The organism is Mycobacterium sp. (assembly GCF_965229105.1).
Classification (GTDB): domain Bacteria; phylum Actinomycetota; class Actinomycetes; order Mycobacteriales; family Mycobacteriaceae; genus Mycobacterium.
Map to the genome: position 1 here is coordinate 4,954,179 of NZ_OZ245858.1, position 16,075 is coordinate 4,970,253.

Here is a 16,075-nt window from a genome sequence, read left to right on the forward strand (position 1 = left end):
ATGACGTCGACAGGCCAGTCGGGTGCGACTGTTCCGGCCATCGGGCTCAACGACGACAAGACGATGCCGGTTCTCGGCCTCGGCGTCGGTGAACTTTCAGACGCCGAATGCGAGCACGCGGTATCGACCGCCCTGGAGATCGGCTACCGCCTGATCGACACGGCCACTGCGTACGGCAACGAAGCCGCGGTGGGCAGGGCGATCGCGGCCTCGGGGATACCTCGCGCCGAGCTGTTCGTGACCACCAAACTTGCCACCGCCAACCATGGTTTGAAACAAGCGCGGGATGCGATCGAGGCCAGCCTGGAGAGCCTCGGCTTGGATTATCTCGACCTCTACCTGATCCACTGGCCGGCTCCCGCCAAAGGGTTGTACATCGACAGCTTCGGCGGGATGATGCGGGCTCGCGAAGACGGCTTGGCCCGCTCGATCGGTGTCTGTAACTTCACGCCCGAACTGCTCACGAACCTGATCGAGCTGACGTATTCGTTGCCGGCGGTCAACCAGATCGAGCTGCACCCACTGCTGAACCAGGCCGAGCTGCGCGCGTTCAACGCCGAGCAGAACGTCGTCACCGAGGCCTACAGCCCACTGGGTGTGGGAGCGCTGCTGAATAACGCAACGGTGCAGTCCATCTCGTCCTCATACGACAAGTCCCCGGCACAGGTGCTGATCCGCTGGAGCCTGCAACTGGGCAATGTGGTGATCCCACGGTCGTCGTCGGCGGAGCGGATCGCGGAGAATTTCGATGTCTTCGATTTCGAGCTGAGCACCGGTGACATGGATGCCCTCAACGCGCTCGACGACGGGACGCGGTTCCGGGAAGATCCCGAGACCTTCACCGGTTAGAAGTCGGCGTCGACGCCGATGACCGCGAGCAGGTTGCGCACTTTGACGTCGAGATCGCGGCCGACTTTGACGATCTCCGGGTGGTCGAGGCTGGCGAAGACCGCGCTCGGTTGATCCAGAGAGAAGACCGCACGATCAGCATCGTCGCTGTAGACGAGGATTCGCAGTGGTGCATAGAGCAGCGCCGCCGGGTGGTGCCGGAACATAGTTTCGGCGATGACGTGATTGCCCAGTAGGTATTCCACCGCCTTGGTGTGATGGCCGGCGACGGTCATCAACGGTGTGGCATCGATCGTCGCGTAGATCATCAGGTCGTTCGGTGCGTAGGCGGCCACTGCGGCCGTGACCTCTTCCCACGATCCGCCGCGGGCGACGATGGCATCCATCCCCTCACGATCAAACGGGGGTGCCGCTTCTTCGAACGCCTTCAGGAAGGTGTCGAATGGCTGATCGGTATGGATATCGAGGCGCGTCACATCGTGAGGCGCGCGGGACACCTTGGCAGTCATCAGGTTCTACTCCTCAGCGGCTAGACGGCTAAACGGCGCGGGGATTTTCCAGGACGAGGGCGACACCTTGGCCTGATCCGATACAGACTCCGATGACGCCGTAGCGGGCGTTGCGTTCGCGCAATTCGGTGGCGAGCGTCAGCACGTAGCGAGTTCCGGTCGCACCGAAGGGGTGGCCGATGGCGACCGCTCCCCCGTTGGGGGTCAGCTTCTCGTCGGGAATGACGAATCCGCCCAGCTGATGTGGGAGCTCACGCAGTACGCCGAGCGCCTGCGCACTGAATGCTTCGTGCACTTCCCAGACATCGATCTGCTCGGGCGTCAGGCCTGCGCGTGTGATCGCGAGCGGAATCGCCCAGGCCGGAGCCAGCCCCATCACCAGCGGGTCGATCCCGTACACCGCGGAGGAGACGACCCTGGCCAGCGGTTCGACGCCAAGTTCTGCGGCCTTTTCCCCCGAGGCGATGACGATCGCGCTGGCGCCGTCGGTCAACGGTGTCGAATTGGCGGCAGTCATCTGGGTGGTGCCGGGCTGAGGTGGCAGCTTGGCCAGCGATTCGGCGGTGGTGTCATCGCGGATGAACTCGTCATGCTCGAAGATCCGCTCGGGGTTCTTTCTGGTCGCCGCGATGGTGACGGGCATGATCTCTTTGGCGAACCGACCGGAGTCGCGCGCAGCTTTTGCGTGTTGCTGGGAGCGCAGCGCGAATGCGTCGATTTCCTCCCGGGACAGGCCATAGCGATCGGCGACATTCTGCGCCGTCTCGATCATCGCGATATAGGCATTGCGGGCCAGCAGCACCGGATTCGGTGGGCCACCCGCGCCCGCCCACATGGTGTCGAGCATGAAGACGGGTCCGCGCGGGCTGAAGGCAGCGTCACCCTTCATCAGCGCCCAACCGGATCGGGACATCGATTCGACGCCGCAGGCGATCCCGACGCCGAGGTCGCCTGCCTTGATCGCGTGGCTGATGTTGACCGTCGCACTCAGCGACGATCCGCAGAATCGGTTGATCGTTGCGCCGGCGACGCTATCGGGGAAACCGGCCGCCAGTGCTGCCCACCGACCGATATCCCCCAGCCCTTCGTGGGCGGGGTTCACGCAGCCGGCGACGATATCCTCGACCTCGCCCAGGGGTACCCCGACGCGTTCGCAGGCCCCCTTCATGGTCATGCCCAGCAGGTCGTCGGTGCGGATGTGCGACAGCGTGCCGCCGTAGCGGGCGAACGGTGTCCGCACGCCGCCGAGAACATATGCGTCAGTCATTTCCGCCACCCAGGACTCGTTTCCGGCGAAGCATTCCAAAACCCACAGTACAGATTCTGTCTGCGCATCAGCTGGCAGTTGGCGGCCTCAACAGGTCGGCCGCCTCGGCCTGGAAAGCGTGCTGTGCCCAGCCCATAGGCGTGGCATCGAACCGGGTATCGGTGATCGTCGGGTCCGCACCGAGGGTGAGCAGCTGGTGGATCAGCTCGAGGTCTCCGGCCCAGGCGGCGTGGTGCAGTGGGGTGGCACCCTGCCCGTCCCGGCAGTTGGGATCATCGGGCAGGGACGTGACGACGAGTTCGGCTCCGCTGACATCGATTCCGTGTCGGGCGAGCAGATCGAGCCGAGCGGCGAACCCGTGTTGGGCCGCCCAATCCACCTGCCGTTGCCACATCTGCGAGCGCGTCTCCATCGCCTCGCCCAACAACAGTTCCCACGGACTCGGTCCGGCATCGGCCAGGCCGTGCGCGAACAGCAGTTCCAGATGCGAATCGCTCGCCAGGAACATCCGGTTGTAAAGCGTTTGTTGGTCGACCGGATGCGCGCCACGTTTCAACAGCAGCGTCGCCAACGCTGGGGCGAAAGGGTGCCGGGGCTGCCGGCGCGCCCCCTGCTCCCCCTCGCCGAAGACCCCGGTGAGCGCGGTGAACGGGGTCGACATTCCGCACCACAGGTAGCCGGAGTTGGGGTCGGCGCCTGCGTCGAGAAGCAGCGTCGCCGCGCTCAGCACGTCGTCCTGATTGCGCTCAAGTGGGGCACGCGAGTAACACAGGTACATCATCGGAACCCAACCGAACGGACCACCTTTGGTCTTCGCCAGCTCGGGGCGGGCGCCGAGGTGCCGGGCCAGCGCTACCGGATCGGTGGCACTGGCGGCGGCCCAGACGTGCCGATCGGGTATCCCAGGATCGGCGCGCAGCAGATCGGCCGCCGCTTGCCACCGCGGCGGGGCGTCAGTGTCGTTGTAGCGCAACGACGCCCACGCACAGAACCGGTCGGCTGGGCCGAGCGCGCCTTCGTCGAGGCGGCCGGGGTCCACGCTGAGTTCGGCGGCGGTCTTCAGATAGTGCACGAGAGCGGGCCAGCCAGTGAAGCCGTAGCTGCGGGCCACCGCTCGTTGTGCGTCATGGAGGGCGAAGTTCGGATCAGTGGCGACGGTTGCCCGCTGGAGTGTGCGTGCGTCGGCGCGCAGTCGCTCCAGCGAGGGGTTATTGGGCAGGGAACTGGCCATAACGGCCTCCTCTCGTAAGCCCGCGTCCGCGAAGTCGGGCCGAGAAGAGGTCGGCGGCGATCAGATTCACCAGCAGGGAGGCTGCGCCTCTTCGAGCGGACGTCGGGCGGTCCTGCGCGCCCGGTGCCCACGTTACCTACTGGGCGGGAGTTTGAACATGGTCGGCAGATGTAAGGGTCCGCGGATCGCCGGGGTATCCCGCCACACCGGTGCCCCACAGCGTTGCGGCTGCCTGGCCAGGACGTGCCGGAGCGCGATGCCGATCTCCAGGCGGGCCAACGCGGCGCCGAGGCAGTAGTGCGGACCGTAGCCGAACGCCAACGGTGCCGGCCCGGTGCGATCGGGCCGCAGTTCGTCGGGCCGGTCGAAGACGGCGGGATCGCGATTGGCCGCCGCGATCACCACCAGCACCGGTTCACCCGCACCGATGCTGACACCGTCGATGACGTGATCGCGCGTGGCCGTTCGTCCGACAGCCTGTACGGGACCGTCAACCCGAAGCAGTTCGGTGATCAGCTGTTCGTCGACATCGTCGGCCGCCCCCGTTGCCGGCAGCCGAATCATGGCTGATCCCAACAGGTTTGCAGTGGTCTCGTGGCCCGCGACCGCGATCAGCACCGCCGTGGTGACGACATCTTCGAGTTCCAGGTTGGCGTCGGCGGCGATGAAGCTCAGCAGATCGTCACCCGGATATCGGCGGCGGTCAGCAGCCAATGGCAGCAGATCGGTCAGCAGCGCCGCCAACGCGGCGGTACCGCCCTCGACGGCGGCCGGGTCGGCGATATCGCTGAGCATCCTGGCGATCGCCGGGGATTCCTCCCTCAGCAGTCTGGCGGAATCGGGGTCGAGGTTCAGCCATGCCGACGCGACGGCAATGGGCAGCGGCAGGGCGATCTCGGCCATAAAGTCGAATTCGATGCCGACAGGGATTGGGTCGATCGTCTGGGTGGCGATCGACTCGATCCCCGCTTCGAGTCCGGCCACGAAAGAGCGGGTGAAGACATCGCTCACCGCCCCGCGGAGCCGTTGGTGGTTGACGCCGTCGGCCGTCAACATGCTGTGCTGGAACAAGTCTGGGGCCATGGCAAGGTTAGCCGGCGGAACACTGGTCCAGCCCTCCCCCGCCAACACCGACTTCGCGATGTCGTACCCGAGGACCAGCCACGCTCCGGCAGCCTCGTCCCAGACAAGATTGCCGTTGCGGCGGTGGCGTTCGTAGTAGGGGTAGGGATCGGCGGCATCCCACGGCAGCCTCGGCGCGGCGGTCTCACGGATGGTCATGGTGATCCAGTGCTCCTGGCAGGCCACGCTCGCGGACCCAGGCGTGATGCAATTTGCCGAGTTCGGTAGTCGGTTCGGCGACGCCGTCCATATCGTCGAGGATCGCCCGTACCGGCACCGTCGCTCGCAGTCCGGCCGCAACGTTGGCGAAAGCCAGCATGATGCGGGAGGTGAACACGTGCTCGGCGGGGACGGTCACCTTGGCGACCGGATGTTCCGAGTCGCGAACGTCGAAGAATCCACGGACGATGCGCGCTGCCGCCTCGGGTGTGAATGTCACCGGCTGCGGCATCGTGCTGTCGGTGGCCATCTCCGAAACCCATTGCTGAAGCTCGGCTTCGGAGATGGAAGACTTGGCGGCGAGGAAACCCATCTGAGCCAGCAGGTCGCGGTAGTCATCTGTGCGGCCCTCCATTGCCGCGCGCAGAAACGCCACCCACAGCCATCGCTGCCTCTCGCTCATTACAGTGACGCACCCGAAGTCCAGGAAACCAACGGTGCCGTCGGGATTGAAGCGGTAATTTCCCGGATGTGGGTCTGCGTATGACAGATTGGCATGCCGGTAGTTGCCGTTCATGAACCGCGACAGCACTTCAGCCCAGGTGTCTTTCAGGCCCTGATCGGCGTGTTGGGCTGCGGCCCAGTCCAACCCGTCGAGATAGGTCATCGTGATCAGTTGATCACCGGATGCTTCGTCAACCACCTCCGGGACACGGATGAAGGGATGATCGCGGTATAGCTCGCTGAATGTGGTGATCATCGCGGCTTCGTGGCGGTAATCGACCTCTTCACTGATTCGGGCCTCCGCTTCGCGCGCAAGGGCCTGCACATCGACGGCCATTCCCGATGCCGCAATCACGAACTTCAGGAAAGTGGCGACCAGTTCGCCATTGGCCAGGTCATCGCGGATGGCCTCGGCGACACCGGGGTACTGAATTTTGACCACGACCTGGCGGCCATCGTGCAGGACGGCGCGGTGCACCTGCCCAACCGATGCCGCCGCCATCGGTTGCTCGTTGATCTCAGCGAATTGTGCAACGCCCGAGCCTAATTCCCTGTCCAGTATCTCGCGGACCAGCGCGGGGTGCATGGGTGGGGCGTCGGCCTGTAACCGGGCCAAGGCCCTTTGGTAGGGCTCGAAGCCGCCGGTGCCGAGTGCGCTCGCATCGACCATCGACAGGATCTGCCCGACCTTCATCATGACGCCCTTGGAGTGGCCGAGCAGTTCGGTGTACCGCTCCGCGGTGCGTTCGTGAAAACGCTCCACCGCACCCTCGTCGCCGCTCTTCTCGCGCAACCCGGCGACGAGGCGACCGCCCGCCGCGCGGGCAGTGAAACCCGCCAGTGGCATGGTCCGGCGGATCCGCCCGTGCGGAACGGGATCACTGGTCGCCATGGTGATCCAATGCTCCTGGCAGACCGCGTTCGCGGACCCAGGCGTGATGCAATTTGCCGAGTTCCGTGATGGGTTCGGCAACGCCGTTCATATCGTTCATGATCGCCCGGGCGGGCAAGGTCGCCTGCAGGCCTGCCGCCACGTGAAAGATGGCCAGCTGAACTCGCGAACCGAACGCGTGCTCCTTGGGCACAGACATGCGGGCCAGTAGATGATCGGCGTCTCGGATATCGAGGAGTCCGCTGACGGTGCGCGCAACGGTGTCATAGGTATAGGTCACCGGTTGGGGTGTCGTGATCAGCTCATGAGTCATCGGCGCTAGCCAGTCATACAACTCGTCGGCGGTGATATCGGAGTCCTTGGTGAGAAAGCCCAACTGCACCATGTGCTCGCGCAGATCGTCCTTCCTCTCGTCCATCACGGCCCGGCTCATCGCCACAAACTGCCAACGCATCAGTTCGGGAATTGTTGTGACGCAGCCGAAGTCGAGAAATCCGACACTCCCGTCGGGATTAAAGCGGTAGTTACCCGGATGCGGGTCGGCGTGCAGCAGGTTTGCATGCCGCTGGTTGCCGTTACTGAACCGCATGATGGCCTCGGCCCAGGTGTTCTTCAGGTCCTGCTCGGCCAGTTGCGCGTCGGTCCAAGCCAACCCGTCGAGATAGGTCATCGTCAAGACGCGGTCGGTGGAGACCTCCGGGATCACCTCCGGAATCCGGATGAACGGGTGGCCCCGATACAGCTCGCCGAAGGCAGTGATGTTGGCCGCCTCGAGCCGGTAGTCGAGCTCTTCGGAGATCCTCTCCGTCCACTCCCGCGCCGTGCCCCGGACGTCGACTGTCATACCGGACGCCGCCATTACGAAACGCAGGAACGTCGCCGCCAATTCGGTATTGGCCATATCGTCGCGGATCGCCTCGGCCACCCCGGGGTATTGAATCTTGACGACCACCTCGCGTCCGTCGCGCAGCACCGCGCGATGCACCTGCCCGATCGACGCCGCGGCCATCGCTTCCTCATTGAAATCCGCGAAGTGGTCCCTAGCGGAACCGAGTTCGGCCTCCAACACCGCGCGGGCCAGCGTCGGACTCATGGGCGGAATGTCAGCCTGCAGCCGGCTCATCGCCTTCTGATAGGGCCAGAATCCCCCGTTGCCCATAGCTCGGGTGTCGGCCATCGACAGGGCCTGACCCAGCTTCATCAGGAACCCGCGGGAATGACCCAGCAGCTCCGCATACCGCTCGGCGGTGCGTTCGTGAAAACGCTCCACCGCGCCGTCGTCGCCGACTTTCTCCCGCAGCCCCGCGACCACACGACCGCCCGCCGCTCTGGCAGTGAAACCCGCCAGTGGCATGGTCCGGCGGATCCGCCCTCGTGGGACCTGCCGAGAAGTCGAGTCATCATGGTGCGGCATAGCGTTCCTCCCACCCCTGAACCCGAACGTAGTAAAGTGATCGCTTGTTCAAGGTAAGTGATCACTTGGGAGAGGTCAATGGCAACACCGACACCAACACGGGAACGCCTGGTGACAGAGGCGATGCGGTTGTTCAGCGCCAAAGGCTTTGAGGCCACCAGCGTTTCCCAGATCGAATCTGCGGCGGGACTGGCAGCCGGATCAGGCGCGCTGTATCACCACTTCAAATCCAAGGAAGCACTGCTCAACGCCGGCATCGACCGCCAGCTGGACCGACGTAGCGCCATGCGGGATATCCGCGCCATGTTCGCCGGCCTGGGTGACCTGCGGGCCGAACTGACCCTCTTGGGCCGCTACCTGCTCAACGTCGTCGACGAGGAAATCGAGTTGTTGCAGATCGCCGCCCGCACGCCGACCGGGCGGTCTACGCGACTTGACACCGCCTACGCGGCTTTTATCGATGGCCTCAACGCCGAGTTAGCCGACTGGATGGCCGCCTGGGCCCCGACGATGGGCCAACAGCAGCGCACTGCGTTGGCCGCGCTGGGCGTCAACGGGATCCTCGGGATGCGCTTTGCCACAACGCTTTTCCACCAGACTGAGGCAATCGTGCCCGACGATCAGTATCTTGCCGAATGGACGGGCCTGCTCGCTACCCGCTTCGAGGCGGTCACCTGACCGCGCTTGATCGTCAGCCGATCCGGCCAAGGCAATACGAGATCACAGCCCACCGGTAATTCGGCCCAACGTGTCAAGACCTCGGTGAGCCGTTGGTTGATCGCTGCACGCAAGATCGGCGGCACCACGCCGGCATCCACATCGGAGCGAATCGACCCATCGCGAGCCAGCCCGGCCAACTGTTCCGACCGGCCGACGTCTGCCCGGCCCGCACCGCTCAATCGGCGTGAGCGCCGCGCCCGTTCGGCGTTACCGCGTTTACCGACCGATGCCCGGAAGAACCCACCGACCTCACCACCCGCCGCGCACTGCCCGAAAATCCCCAGCACCAGCTCCGCTTGTTCCTCGACGATAAAGTGGACGAGATCGTGTGGCACGCAAGCATCGCCGGGCGCCACCCGCACCGCGACATCGCCGCCAACATCGCGCCTGCCGCTACGGATCAACCCGATTCCGTATTGCCGTTCGTTGAGCCGCCTGAATACAACGTCCATCTCCACTATGCCAACACACCAGACGATCATGAGACAACTGAATTTCGGCTAGCGTTCCGTCAATGGGCATGTGCGTCTTGATCACCGGCATGTCGGGAGTGGGCAAGTCGTCGCTGCTGCAAGAGCTCGCCGCCCGCGGACACCACACTGTCGATACCGATTACGGCGACTACCACCACAGCGTCGACGGCGAGAGTTTATGGCGGGAAGATCGCATCGACGCACTGCTGTCGGAGCACCGCGACGGTCTGCTGTTTCTCGCTGGTACCACCCGCAACCAGACGGTGTTCTATCCGAGGTTCGCGCATATCGTGCTGCTCAGCGCTCCCGCCGAGGTACTTATCCAACGGTTGACGTCGCGTAGCAACAATCCTTACGGCCAAAGCCCGACCGAACGTGCCGACACGCTTGGATATCTGGAGACGGTCGAACCGCTCCTGAGGTCAGCGGCCACTGTGGAAGTGGTCACGACGGTGCCAGTGACACAGGTGGCCGATGCCGTTCTTGCACATGTGGTGGCTCGGCGGTAACTCGCCCTCCTTGCGCCTTTTCGTCGGTCTCGGTGAATCGTCAAAACCCATGCGCCACATGCGTTTCAGGTGAGCCAGTTTTGTCGGTGGGGGTTTGTAGGGTTTGGGTATGAGTTCGGCGTTGGTTTCCGATCGCGATACCGTCCTTGCGGCGTTGTCGGGGTTGGAAGCCGCAGTCGACGCCATGGCCGGGGTGTCCTTTGACGGGCTGACCAACCCCGAAGTGGTCAACGTCCTAGCCCGGCTGGAAACCCTGACCCGGCGCCAACCGGTGATTGAGCATCGGTTGTTGGGCAAGCTGGTGCGCGAGGGATCCGCGAAAGAGTTGGGGGCGAAGAGCTTCGCTGATGTGTTGACCACCGCCCTGCGGATCGGAGGCAAGGACGCCAAACGGCGCCTGACCGACGCCCAAGAGCTCGGCGAGCGCACATCGTTGACCGGTGAACCCCTGCCACCGGTGATGCCGCACGTCGCGGCCGGGCAGGCCGCCGGTGTCATCGGTGCCGAACACATCACGATCATTCGGGGCTTCTTCACCCACCTGCCGGTCTGGGTGGACCTACCGACCCGCGAGAAAGCCGAAGCCGAGCTGGCCGGGGTGGCCGCCGAGTTCGGGCCCGAGCAGCTCCGATCGGCAGCAGCGCTGATCGCGGCGTTAGTCAACCCCGACGGGGACTTCTCCGATGCCGATCGGGCCCACAAACGCGGCATCACGATCGGCCGGCAAGGCCCCGACGGCATGAGTTCGATTAGCGGGCAACTCACCCCCGAAGCCCGGGCCACCCTGGAAGCAATATTCACTAAATGGGCTGCTCCCGGGATGTGCAACCCTGAGGATGACAAGCCGTGCACCAAAGGCACCCCGAGTGAAGCCCATATCAAAGGTGATCACCGGACCCCGGCGCAACGCCACCACGACGCGACCGTCGCCATCGGCCGCTCCCTGCTGACCTCGGGAAAGCTCGGCCGCCACCACGGCTTACCCGTCACAATCATCGTGTCCACCACCCTGGCGGAGTTGGAAGCCAAAACCGGGGTGGCCCGCACCGCCGGCGGCTCACTGCTGACGATGTCTGATGTGATCCGGATGGCCAGCCACGCCCACCACTACCTGGTCATCTTCGACCACAATGGCCGGACCCTGCACTTAGGCCGCTCGAAACGGATCGCCTCAGCTGATCAACGCATCGTGCTGCACGCCCGGGACCGCGGCTGCACCTTCCCGGGTTGTGATGTGCCCGGCTATCTCACCGAAGCTCATCACGCCGAATGTGACTGGGCCGACGGTGGACTCACCGATGTCGATGACCTCGCCGCGGCCTGCGGATCGCATAACAAATTCGTCAGACCCGGTGGGTGGCGCACCCGCAAACGCCGCGACGGCCGCACCGAGTGGATACCCCCACCACACCTCGACACCGGCCAAGGCCGCGTCAACCTCAACCACCACCCCGAAGAACTCCTCCACCCACCCCAGGATCAGGGCGACAAGCCGGAATAACTTTGACCGGCAAGGTGATTAGCTCGACGGCGAATCATCCTCGGACATATCCGAACGCCGGTGTCGCCGTGATTGCCAGAAAGCGATCACCGCACCAAGCAGCAGTCCCACGCCGCCCGCGGTGATGATGGATGTCTTCGTATCTGATCCGAGTGGCCCTTCTTCGGTGGGCGGTGCAGCAGAGGTCGCTTCGGATGTCGTCGGGGACGCAGCAGTGGTCGATGGCGGTGATGTCTGAACGGCATTCGGCGCTGAGGCGATGGTGAACGTGAACGATCCGGACACCGGGTGACCGTCTGCGGACACCACGCGATAGGCCACGGTGTAGTCAGCACCGGCGGGAGCGTCGGGTTGCATCGCCACCCGCACCTGAAAACCCGCAACCTGCGCGGCCTCGGTGACCCAATTGCGCCCGTCGCTGCCATTGATCACCACGGTCGCAAAGGCAGGGTTGATGTCTTCGCTGAACGACAAGGTGACGGTGGCCGGCACCGTTGTTACGGTCGCGCCTTCGGCAGGATCAGAGCTCACCAGCGCGGTGTGCGCCGCGGCGTTCCCGACGCCCACCAGCCAGCACCCGACCGCAAGTAGAGCCATCACAACGATCCGTGTAATCGCGCGCACTGTTCCTCGTCTCGCTGTGTCGAAACATTTTCCGACCACCACGCTACGGCTGAGCAAGCAGGATGCGGCTGAGTTGGGTCGTTGTGGTAACGCCGTCGTCATAACCGCCCTCGTCACCAAGCGCATTCATCATCGCCAAGGTGTACCTCTGCTGCGGTCCAGCGAAGCCGACCGAGTTCACCACCCATCCCCCTTCTTCCTGCGACCACCCGTTCTTGTTGCCTGGCGCCATCGCGTTGCCCGCACCCCAGACACCCCACTGCTGTTGGCCGTCGACACGTTGCATCTCTGCCATCACTGCGGTTGCATCGGCCGCGGGCAGGCCGGTGAGGACATAATTCATCAGCCCGTCCAAGTCATCCGCGGTGGCTTTCTGAAAGCCCCAGTAGGGATACACGTCGCCGAACCCTTTTTGGGGCTGAATATTTGGCATTCCGTAACGCGGAAAGTTCGCGTTGAACCTGCCGTCAGGGCCGCCGAACCGTGACCACAGACTGTCTGCTGCGGCGTTGTCAGAATTTCTTAGCATCGCAACCATCAAGCGTCGATCGGCATCATTCAGCCGGAGCGACCCCGCCCGCTCGCGGGTGAGCAGGTCGGCGACCATCGCAAGTTTGATCGTCGATGCGGTCCACATGAGAACACCGGCATGGACATTGCGGTACTTCGCACCAGTAGCGCGGTCGCGCAGGACAAACCCAACGGTGCCGGGCCGCGTCGCAACGTACTGTTCGGCCTCAGCGATGCGCTCACGCAGATCACATGCAACGTCGGAGGGCGCGCACGCCGCAGTAGCAACAGGTCGCACTGCACTGCCCGCGTACATGACCGATACGGCCATGAACACAGCCAGTACTCGCACAAGCGATCGCCTCACCGCAGCGCGTTCTCGATTGCGCCCTGGAGGTCGTCAAAGCTACGGAGCTCGACCTGTTCACCGTTGACAAAGAACGTCGGGGTGCCTCGAACACCGAGGGCCCTACCGTCGTTGAGGTCGAGCTGGATGCGCTGCAGGGTTGCCGGGTCGTTGTAGGCCTTGTCGAAAGCCGGCATATCCAAACCTAATTCGTCCGCAAAACCCCGAAACACATCATCGGCGGGGGCGCTCTTCTCTCCCCATTCTGACTGAGTCTCATACATTCTGTGATACATCGCTTCGAGTTTCCCTTGTCCTGCGGCGGCTTCCACAGCGCGCGCGGCGCGCTCACCATTGACGTGACCCGACAGCGGGAAGTAGCGCAGAACGAATTCCACGCGGTCGCCGTAGTCAGCGCGCAACTGCTCGACCACCGGGTAGGCGGCCCGGCATGCCTCACACTCGAAGTCCAGGAATTCCACAAAGGTGACCGCGGCAGCAGGGGCGTCGTTCAGCCGGTGGCTGCTGTCACGGACCACCTGCGCCGGACCGGCCTCTGCCACCGGCTCGGCGCTGGGGGTGTCGGTATCCCCACGACTGACGAGAACAACGACCGCTACCGCCACCACGACGACGATCGCAGCCGCAGTCAGGAGAGCCCGGCCGATACGCGTTCGCAGCAAAAGTTCTCCCGTGGTCGCATCAACTGCGCTGGACCTGCATCTACGTAGTAACTACGTAGGATGTTACTGCAAAAGACATTCGGCGATGGGCGGAAGAACACTGATGAGGCGGGCCTACTCCACACCGACCAGGCGGCGACGCGGCTTATGGTGGTCGGCGGCGATGCTGACCATCGTCGCGATGGCCCTTGGGGTGAATGCATGCGCAGGGTCAGCGCCGATGCCGCCACAAGCGCAGTCGGTCATCGACAAGGGGACGCCGTACGGGGATCTGCTGGTGCCGACCTTGCGCAGCACGGTCACCGATGGCGCCGTCGGGGTCCCCGTTGAATCACCGGTCACCGTCAGCGCAGGCACGGGAGTGCTGGGCGCGGTGCAACTGGTCAACAGCCAGGGTCGTGCGGTCCGCGGGGAGCTGAGTGCCGACGGCATCACCTGGCGCTCGGCAGAGCCCCTCGGCTACAACAAGCGCTACACCCTGAGCGCCGAGGCCTTGGGTTTGGCCGGCGTGACCCGCAGCAGTGCCACCTTCGAGACGCATTCGCCAGAGAACCTCACGATGCCGTACGTCTTTCCCAACGACGGTGAGGTCGTGGGGGTCGGACAGCCGATCGCCATCCGGTTCGACGAGAACATCCCCGACCGATTGGCAGCGCAGCAGGCCATAACGGTCAAGACCACTCCCCCCGTCGCGGGTGCGTTCTACTGGCTCAGTAATCGCGAAGTCCGTTGGCGTCCAGCGCAATACTGGAAGCCAGGCACTTCGGTCGAGGTTCAGGTCAAGGCCTACGGCGTGAATCTCGGTGGGGGGTTATTCGGCCAGGACGACGTGACCAGTCGCTTTACGATCGGCGATGAGGTCATCGCGACCGCAGATGACGCCACCAAGACGATGACGGTTCGCGTCAATGGTGAGGTGGTGAAATCGATGCCGATCTCCATGGGTAAGAACAAGACTCCCACCGACAACGGCACCTATGTCATCGGTGACCGGTACTCGTTTCTCGTAATGGACTCGTCGACCTACGGCGTGCCGGTGAACTCGCCCGACGGGTACCGAACCGAGGTCAACTGGGCCACTCAAATGTCCTACAGCGGAATCTATGTCCACTCGGCGCCGTGGTCCGTCGGCAGCCAGGGCCGCTCGAACGTCAGCCACGGCTGCCTCAACGTCAATCCAGAGAACGCCCGCTGGTTCTTCGACACCACGAAGCGGGGCGACATCGTCGAGGTCATCAATACCGTGGGCCCCACCCTGTCCGGCACCGACGGGCTCGGCGACTGGAACATCCCCTGGTCGCAGTGGAGTGCGGGCAACGCGACGGTGCAACGTCAGTGATGGCAGATCATGTTGACGACGACGGGGGCGGTGACGGTCAGTGCGATGGTCGCTGACATCAGCAACTGATGGCGCCACCGTGTCCAGCGGAGGCCAGGCTCGAGAAGCCGGTTGGCACGGACGAACACCGCGGTGGCGGCGACCGCCAACCCCGCCACACCGCGCGGCGCCGGACCGGCCAGCATCATCATCCCTTCGATGAGGGGTCTGCTGCCGTAACGCCGGGCGGCCGCGTCATCGGCACACATCTCCAACAATTCCCCGACCGCCACCGCACCGCGGGTGAACAGTGTCAGACGCGGAAGACTTTCCGCGAGAGCGCGCAACACCATCAAGACGTAATGGTGGCGCCCCGAGATATGGGCGTCTTCATGCGCCAGTACAGCGGCCAGTTGCGAATCGTCGAGCCTGTCCACTGCCGCTGTCGTGACGACGATGGCGTTCGGCCGACCCACCACGCAATACGCCGCCGGTTGCTCGGCCGGCACCACGAACACATCGGGCCGATCGGTGGGCGCCCCCGTGATCCTGGCGGCATGCGCGTGCTCGCGACAGGTCGTCGCCGACGCGAGAACCGAGCGGCCCACCTTGACGGTCACCACCGTCGAGATCACCAGCCCGATGCCAATGACGACCGCCACACTCGACCGTGCCGGCGTCACCGCCCGCTCACCGACCCCGAGAAGTTCAAGGCACAGCACCAACGCCGGGGAATCGGGTAGCCCCCGAAGGCTCGCCACCACGATCAGCGTGATCGCCACCGCCCACGCAAGCACCACGCCGACGACGGCCGTCACCCACGCAGCGACCCCCAGACGCGGGCTCACACCACGCTGGGTCAACCGCGTGAGCACAGGCGGGAACAGCCAGCTCAGCATCGCCCCGTAGATCAGGAGGTAGACAGCAGTGGTCATCGATGCCGCTTCGGGTTTCCGGACTGACGCAACGCCGCTTTGAGCTGGGTCGATTCCTCGGCGCTCATCTGCTCGACGAACAACGCGAGCACAGCCTCTCGGTCGCCGCCTGCACTGAAGGCCGCACGCATGAGGTTGGCTGACCGCTCTTCCCTGGTCATGGTGGGCCAGTACCGATAGGCCTTGCCTTCGCGTTCCCTTCGCACCCAGCCCTTGCGGTACAAGTGATCCATCGTGGAAAGCACGGTTGTGTAGGCGATCTGACGTTCGTCGGCCAGTTCCTCGAAGACTTGGCGAACAGTCACGCCGTCGTCGCGGTCCCAGACATGTTCCATGACGACGGCTTCGAGGTTGCCGAGCCCTCGCTGCTGCACTGTCGTCTCCCGCCCGTCTCACGTCGCGATGCGAGTGTCACCCACAATCTACTTGCTCACCCGGTCGGTACGAGGCTGTCGCATGGCGTGCTGGCACCCCCCGCGCAAAGTGCCCACGAGTTGAGGACCAATGAC

General features: G+C 64.3%; 17 protein-coding genes. 5 read left to right on the forward strand and 12 right to left on the reverse strand.

The window, feature by feature from the left end; genetic code table 11:
- Complete coding sequence (locus tag ADBZ9O_RS23190; protein WP_526525279.1) at nucleotides 1–849, forward strand: aldo/keto reductase; 849 nt, start codon at nucleotides 1–3, stop codon at nucleotides 847–849.
- Here ADBZ9O_RS23190 and ADBZ9O_RS23195 read toward each other — a convergent pair.
- The 6 genes from ADBZ9O_RS23195 to ADBZ9O_RS23220 all read right to left on the reverse strand — a co-directional run bounded on the left by ADBZ9O_RS23195 (nucleotide 846) and on the right by ADBZ9O_RS23220 (nucleotide 7,887).
- The gene (locus ADBZ9O_RS23195) at nucleotides 846–1,358 is read right to left on the reverse strand and encodes a DUF302 domain-containing protein (protein ID WP_526525280.1); all 513 of its coding nucleotides are present in this window, start codon (nucleotides 1,356–1,358) and stop codon (nucleotides 846–848) included. The genes ADBZ9O_RS23190 and ADBZ9O_RS23195 overlap by 4 nt on opposite strands.
- Nucleotides 1,359–1,386: 28 nt before the next feature.
- A complete protein-coding gene (locus ADBZ9O_RS23200) occupies nucleotides 1,387–2,625 on the reverse strand; it encodes a thiolase family protein (protein WP_526525281.1) in 1,239 nt (412 codons plus the stop codon).
- A 67-nt stretch (nucleotides 2,626–2,692) separates the two neighbouring features.
- Nucleotides 2,693–3,856 (reverse strand): ankyrin repeat domain-containing protein, encoded by a 1,164-nt coding sequence (locus ADBZ9O_RS23205; protein ID WP_526525283.1) that lies wholly within the window; start codon nucleotides 3,854–3,856, stop codon nucleotides 2,693–2,695.
- A gap of 132 nt (nucleotides 3,857–3,988) precedes the next feature.
- Nucleotides 3,989–5,137, reverse strand: a complete 1,149-nt coding sequence (locus tag ADBZ9O_RS23210; RefSeq protein WP_526525284.1) for a cytochrome P450 — start codon at nucleotides 5,135–5,137, stop codon at nucleotides 3,989–3,991.
- On the reverse strand, nucleotides 5,124–6,533 hold the full coding sequence (locus ADBZ9O_RS23215; RefSeq protein WP_526525286.1) for an ABC1 kinase family protein: 1,410 nt from the start codon (nucleotides 6,531–6,533) through the stop codon (nucleotides 5,124–5,126). The genes ADBZ9O_RS23210 and ADBZ9O_RS23215 overlap by 14 nt, the downstream gene beginning before the upstream one ends.
- Nucleotides 6,520–7,887 (reverse strand): ABC1 kinase family protein, encoded by a 1,368-nt coding sequence (locus tag ADBZ9O_RS23220; protein WP_526525287.1) that lies wholly within the window; start codon nucleotides 7,885–7,887, stop codon nucleotides 6,520–6,522. Before ADBZ9O_RS23220 ends, ADBZ9O_RS23215 begins: the two co-directional genes overlap by 14 nt.
- A gap of 138 nt (nucleotides 7,888–8,025) precedes the next feature.
- Here ADBZ9O_RS23220 and ADBZ9O_RS23225 point away from each other — a divergent pair, with 138 nt between their 5' ends.
- Nucleotides 8,026–8,625: a TetR/AcrR family transcriptional regulator gene (locus ADBZ9O_RS23225; protein WP_526525288.1), complete on the forward strand. Its 600-nt coding sequence runs from the start codon at nucleotides 8,026–8,028 to the stop codon at nucleotides 8,623–8,625.
- On the opposite strand, the gene ADBZ9O_RS23230 is transcribed toward ADBZ9O_RS23225, so the two are convergent.
- Nucleotides 8,568–9,119 carry a hypothetical protein gene (locus tag ADBZ9O_RS23230; RefSeq protein WP_526525289.1) on the reverse strand — a complete coding sequence of 184 codons (552 nt, stop codon included), beginning with the start codon at nucleotides 9,117–9,119 and terminating at the stop codon, nucleotides 8,568–8,570. The genes ADBZ9O_RS23225 and ADBZ9O_RS23230 overlap by 58 nt on opposite strands.
- Nucleotides 9,120–9,181: 62 nt before the next feature.
- Here ADBZ9O_RS23230 and ADBZ9O_RS23235 point away from each other — a divergent pair, with 62 nt between their 5' ends.
- Nucleotides 9,182–9,649 (forward strand): AAA family ATPase, encoded by a 468-nt coding sequence (locus ADBZ9O_RS23235; protein ID WP_526525290.1) that lies wholly within the window; start codon nucleotides 9,182–9,184, stop codon nucleotides 9,647–9,649.
- 109 nt (nucleotides 9,650–9,758) lie between these two features.
- Complete coding sequence (locus ADBZ9O_RS23240; RefSeq protein ID WP_526525292.1) at nucleotides 9,759–11,150, forward strand: HNH endonuclease signature motif containing protein; 1,392 nt, start codon at nucleotides 9,759–9,761, stop codon at nucleotides 11,148–11,150.
- 18 nt (nucleotides 11,151–11,168) lie between these two features.
- Here the strand turns inward: ADBZ9O_RS23240 and ADBZ9O_RS23245 are convergent, their stop codons facing one another.
- The 3 genes from ADBZ9O_RS23245 to ADBZ9O_RS23255 form a co-directional block, all read right to left on the reverse strand.
- Nucleotides 11,169–11,747 (reverse strand): copper resistance CopC family protein, encoded by a 579-nt coding sequence (locus ADBZ9O_RS23245; protein ID WP_526525293.1) that lies wholly within the window; start codon nucleotides 11,745–11,747, stop codon nucleotides 11,169–11,171.
- A 70-nt stretch (nucleotides 11,748–11,817) separates the two neighbouring features.
- On the reverse strand, nucleotides 11,818–12,615 hold the full coding sequence (locus ADBZ9O_RS23250; protein WP_526525294.1) for a serine hydrolase: 798 nt from the start codon (nucleotides 12,613–12,615) through the stop codon (nucleotides 11,818–11,820).
- 32 nt (nucleotides 12,616–12,647) lie between these two features.
- Entirely contained in the window at nucleotides 12,648–13,313 is a 666-nt protein-coding gene (locus ADBZ9O_RS23255) for a DsbA family protein (RefSeq protein ID WP_526525295.1), read from the reverse strand.
- A gap of 103 nt (nucleotides 13,314–13,416) precedes the next feature.
- Here ADBZ9O_RS23255 and ADBZ9O_RS23260 point away from each other — a divergent pair, with 103 nt between their 5' ends.
- Complete coding sequence (locus ADBZ9O_RS23260) at nucleotides 13,417–14,652, forward strand: Ig-like domain-containing protein (RefSeq protein ID WP_526533410.1); 1,236 nt, start codon at nucleotides 13,417–13,419, stop codon at nucleotides 14,650–14,652.
- Here the strand turns inward: ADBZ9O_RS23260 and ADBZ9O_RS23265 are convergent.
- A complete protein-coding gene (locus ADBZ9O_RS23265) occupies nucleotides 14,646–15,566 on the reverse strand; it encodes a M56 family metallopeptidase (protein WP_526525297.1) in 921 nt (306 codons plus the stop codon). The genes ADBZ9O_RS23260 and ADBZ9O_RS23265 overlap by 7 nt on opposite strands.
- A complete protein-coding gene (locus tag ADBZ9O_RS23270; RefSeq protein ID WP_526525298.1) occupies nucleotides 15,563–15,940 on the reverse strand; it encodes a BlaI/MecI/CopY family transcriptional regulator in 378 nt (125 codons plus the stop codon). Before ADBZ9O_RS23270 ends, ADBZ9O_RS23265 begins: the two co-directional genes overlap by 4 nt.
- Nucleotides 15,941–16,075: the final 135 nt, after the last annotated feature.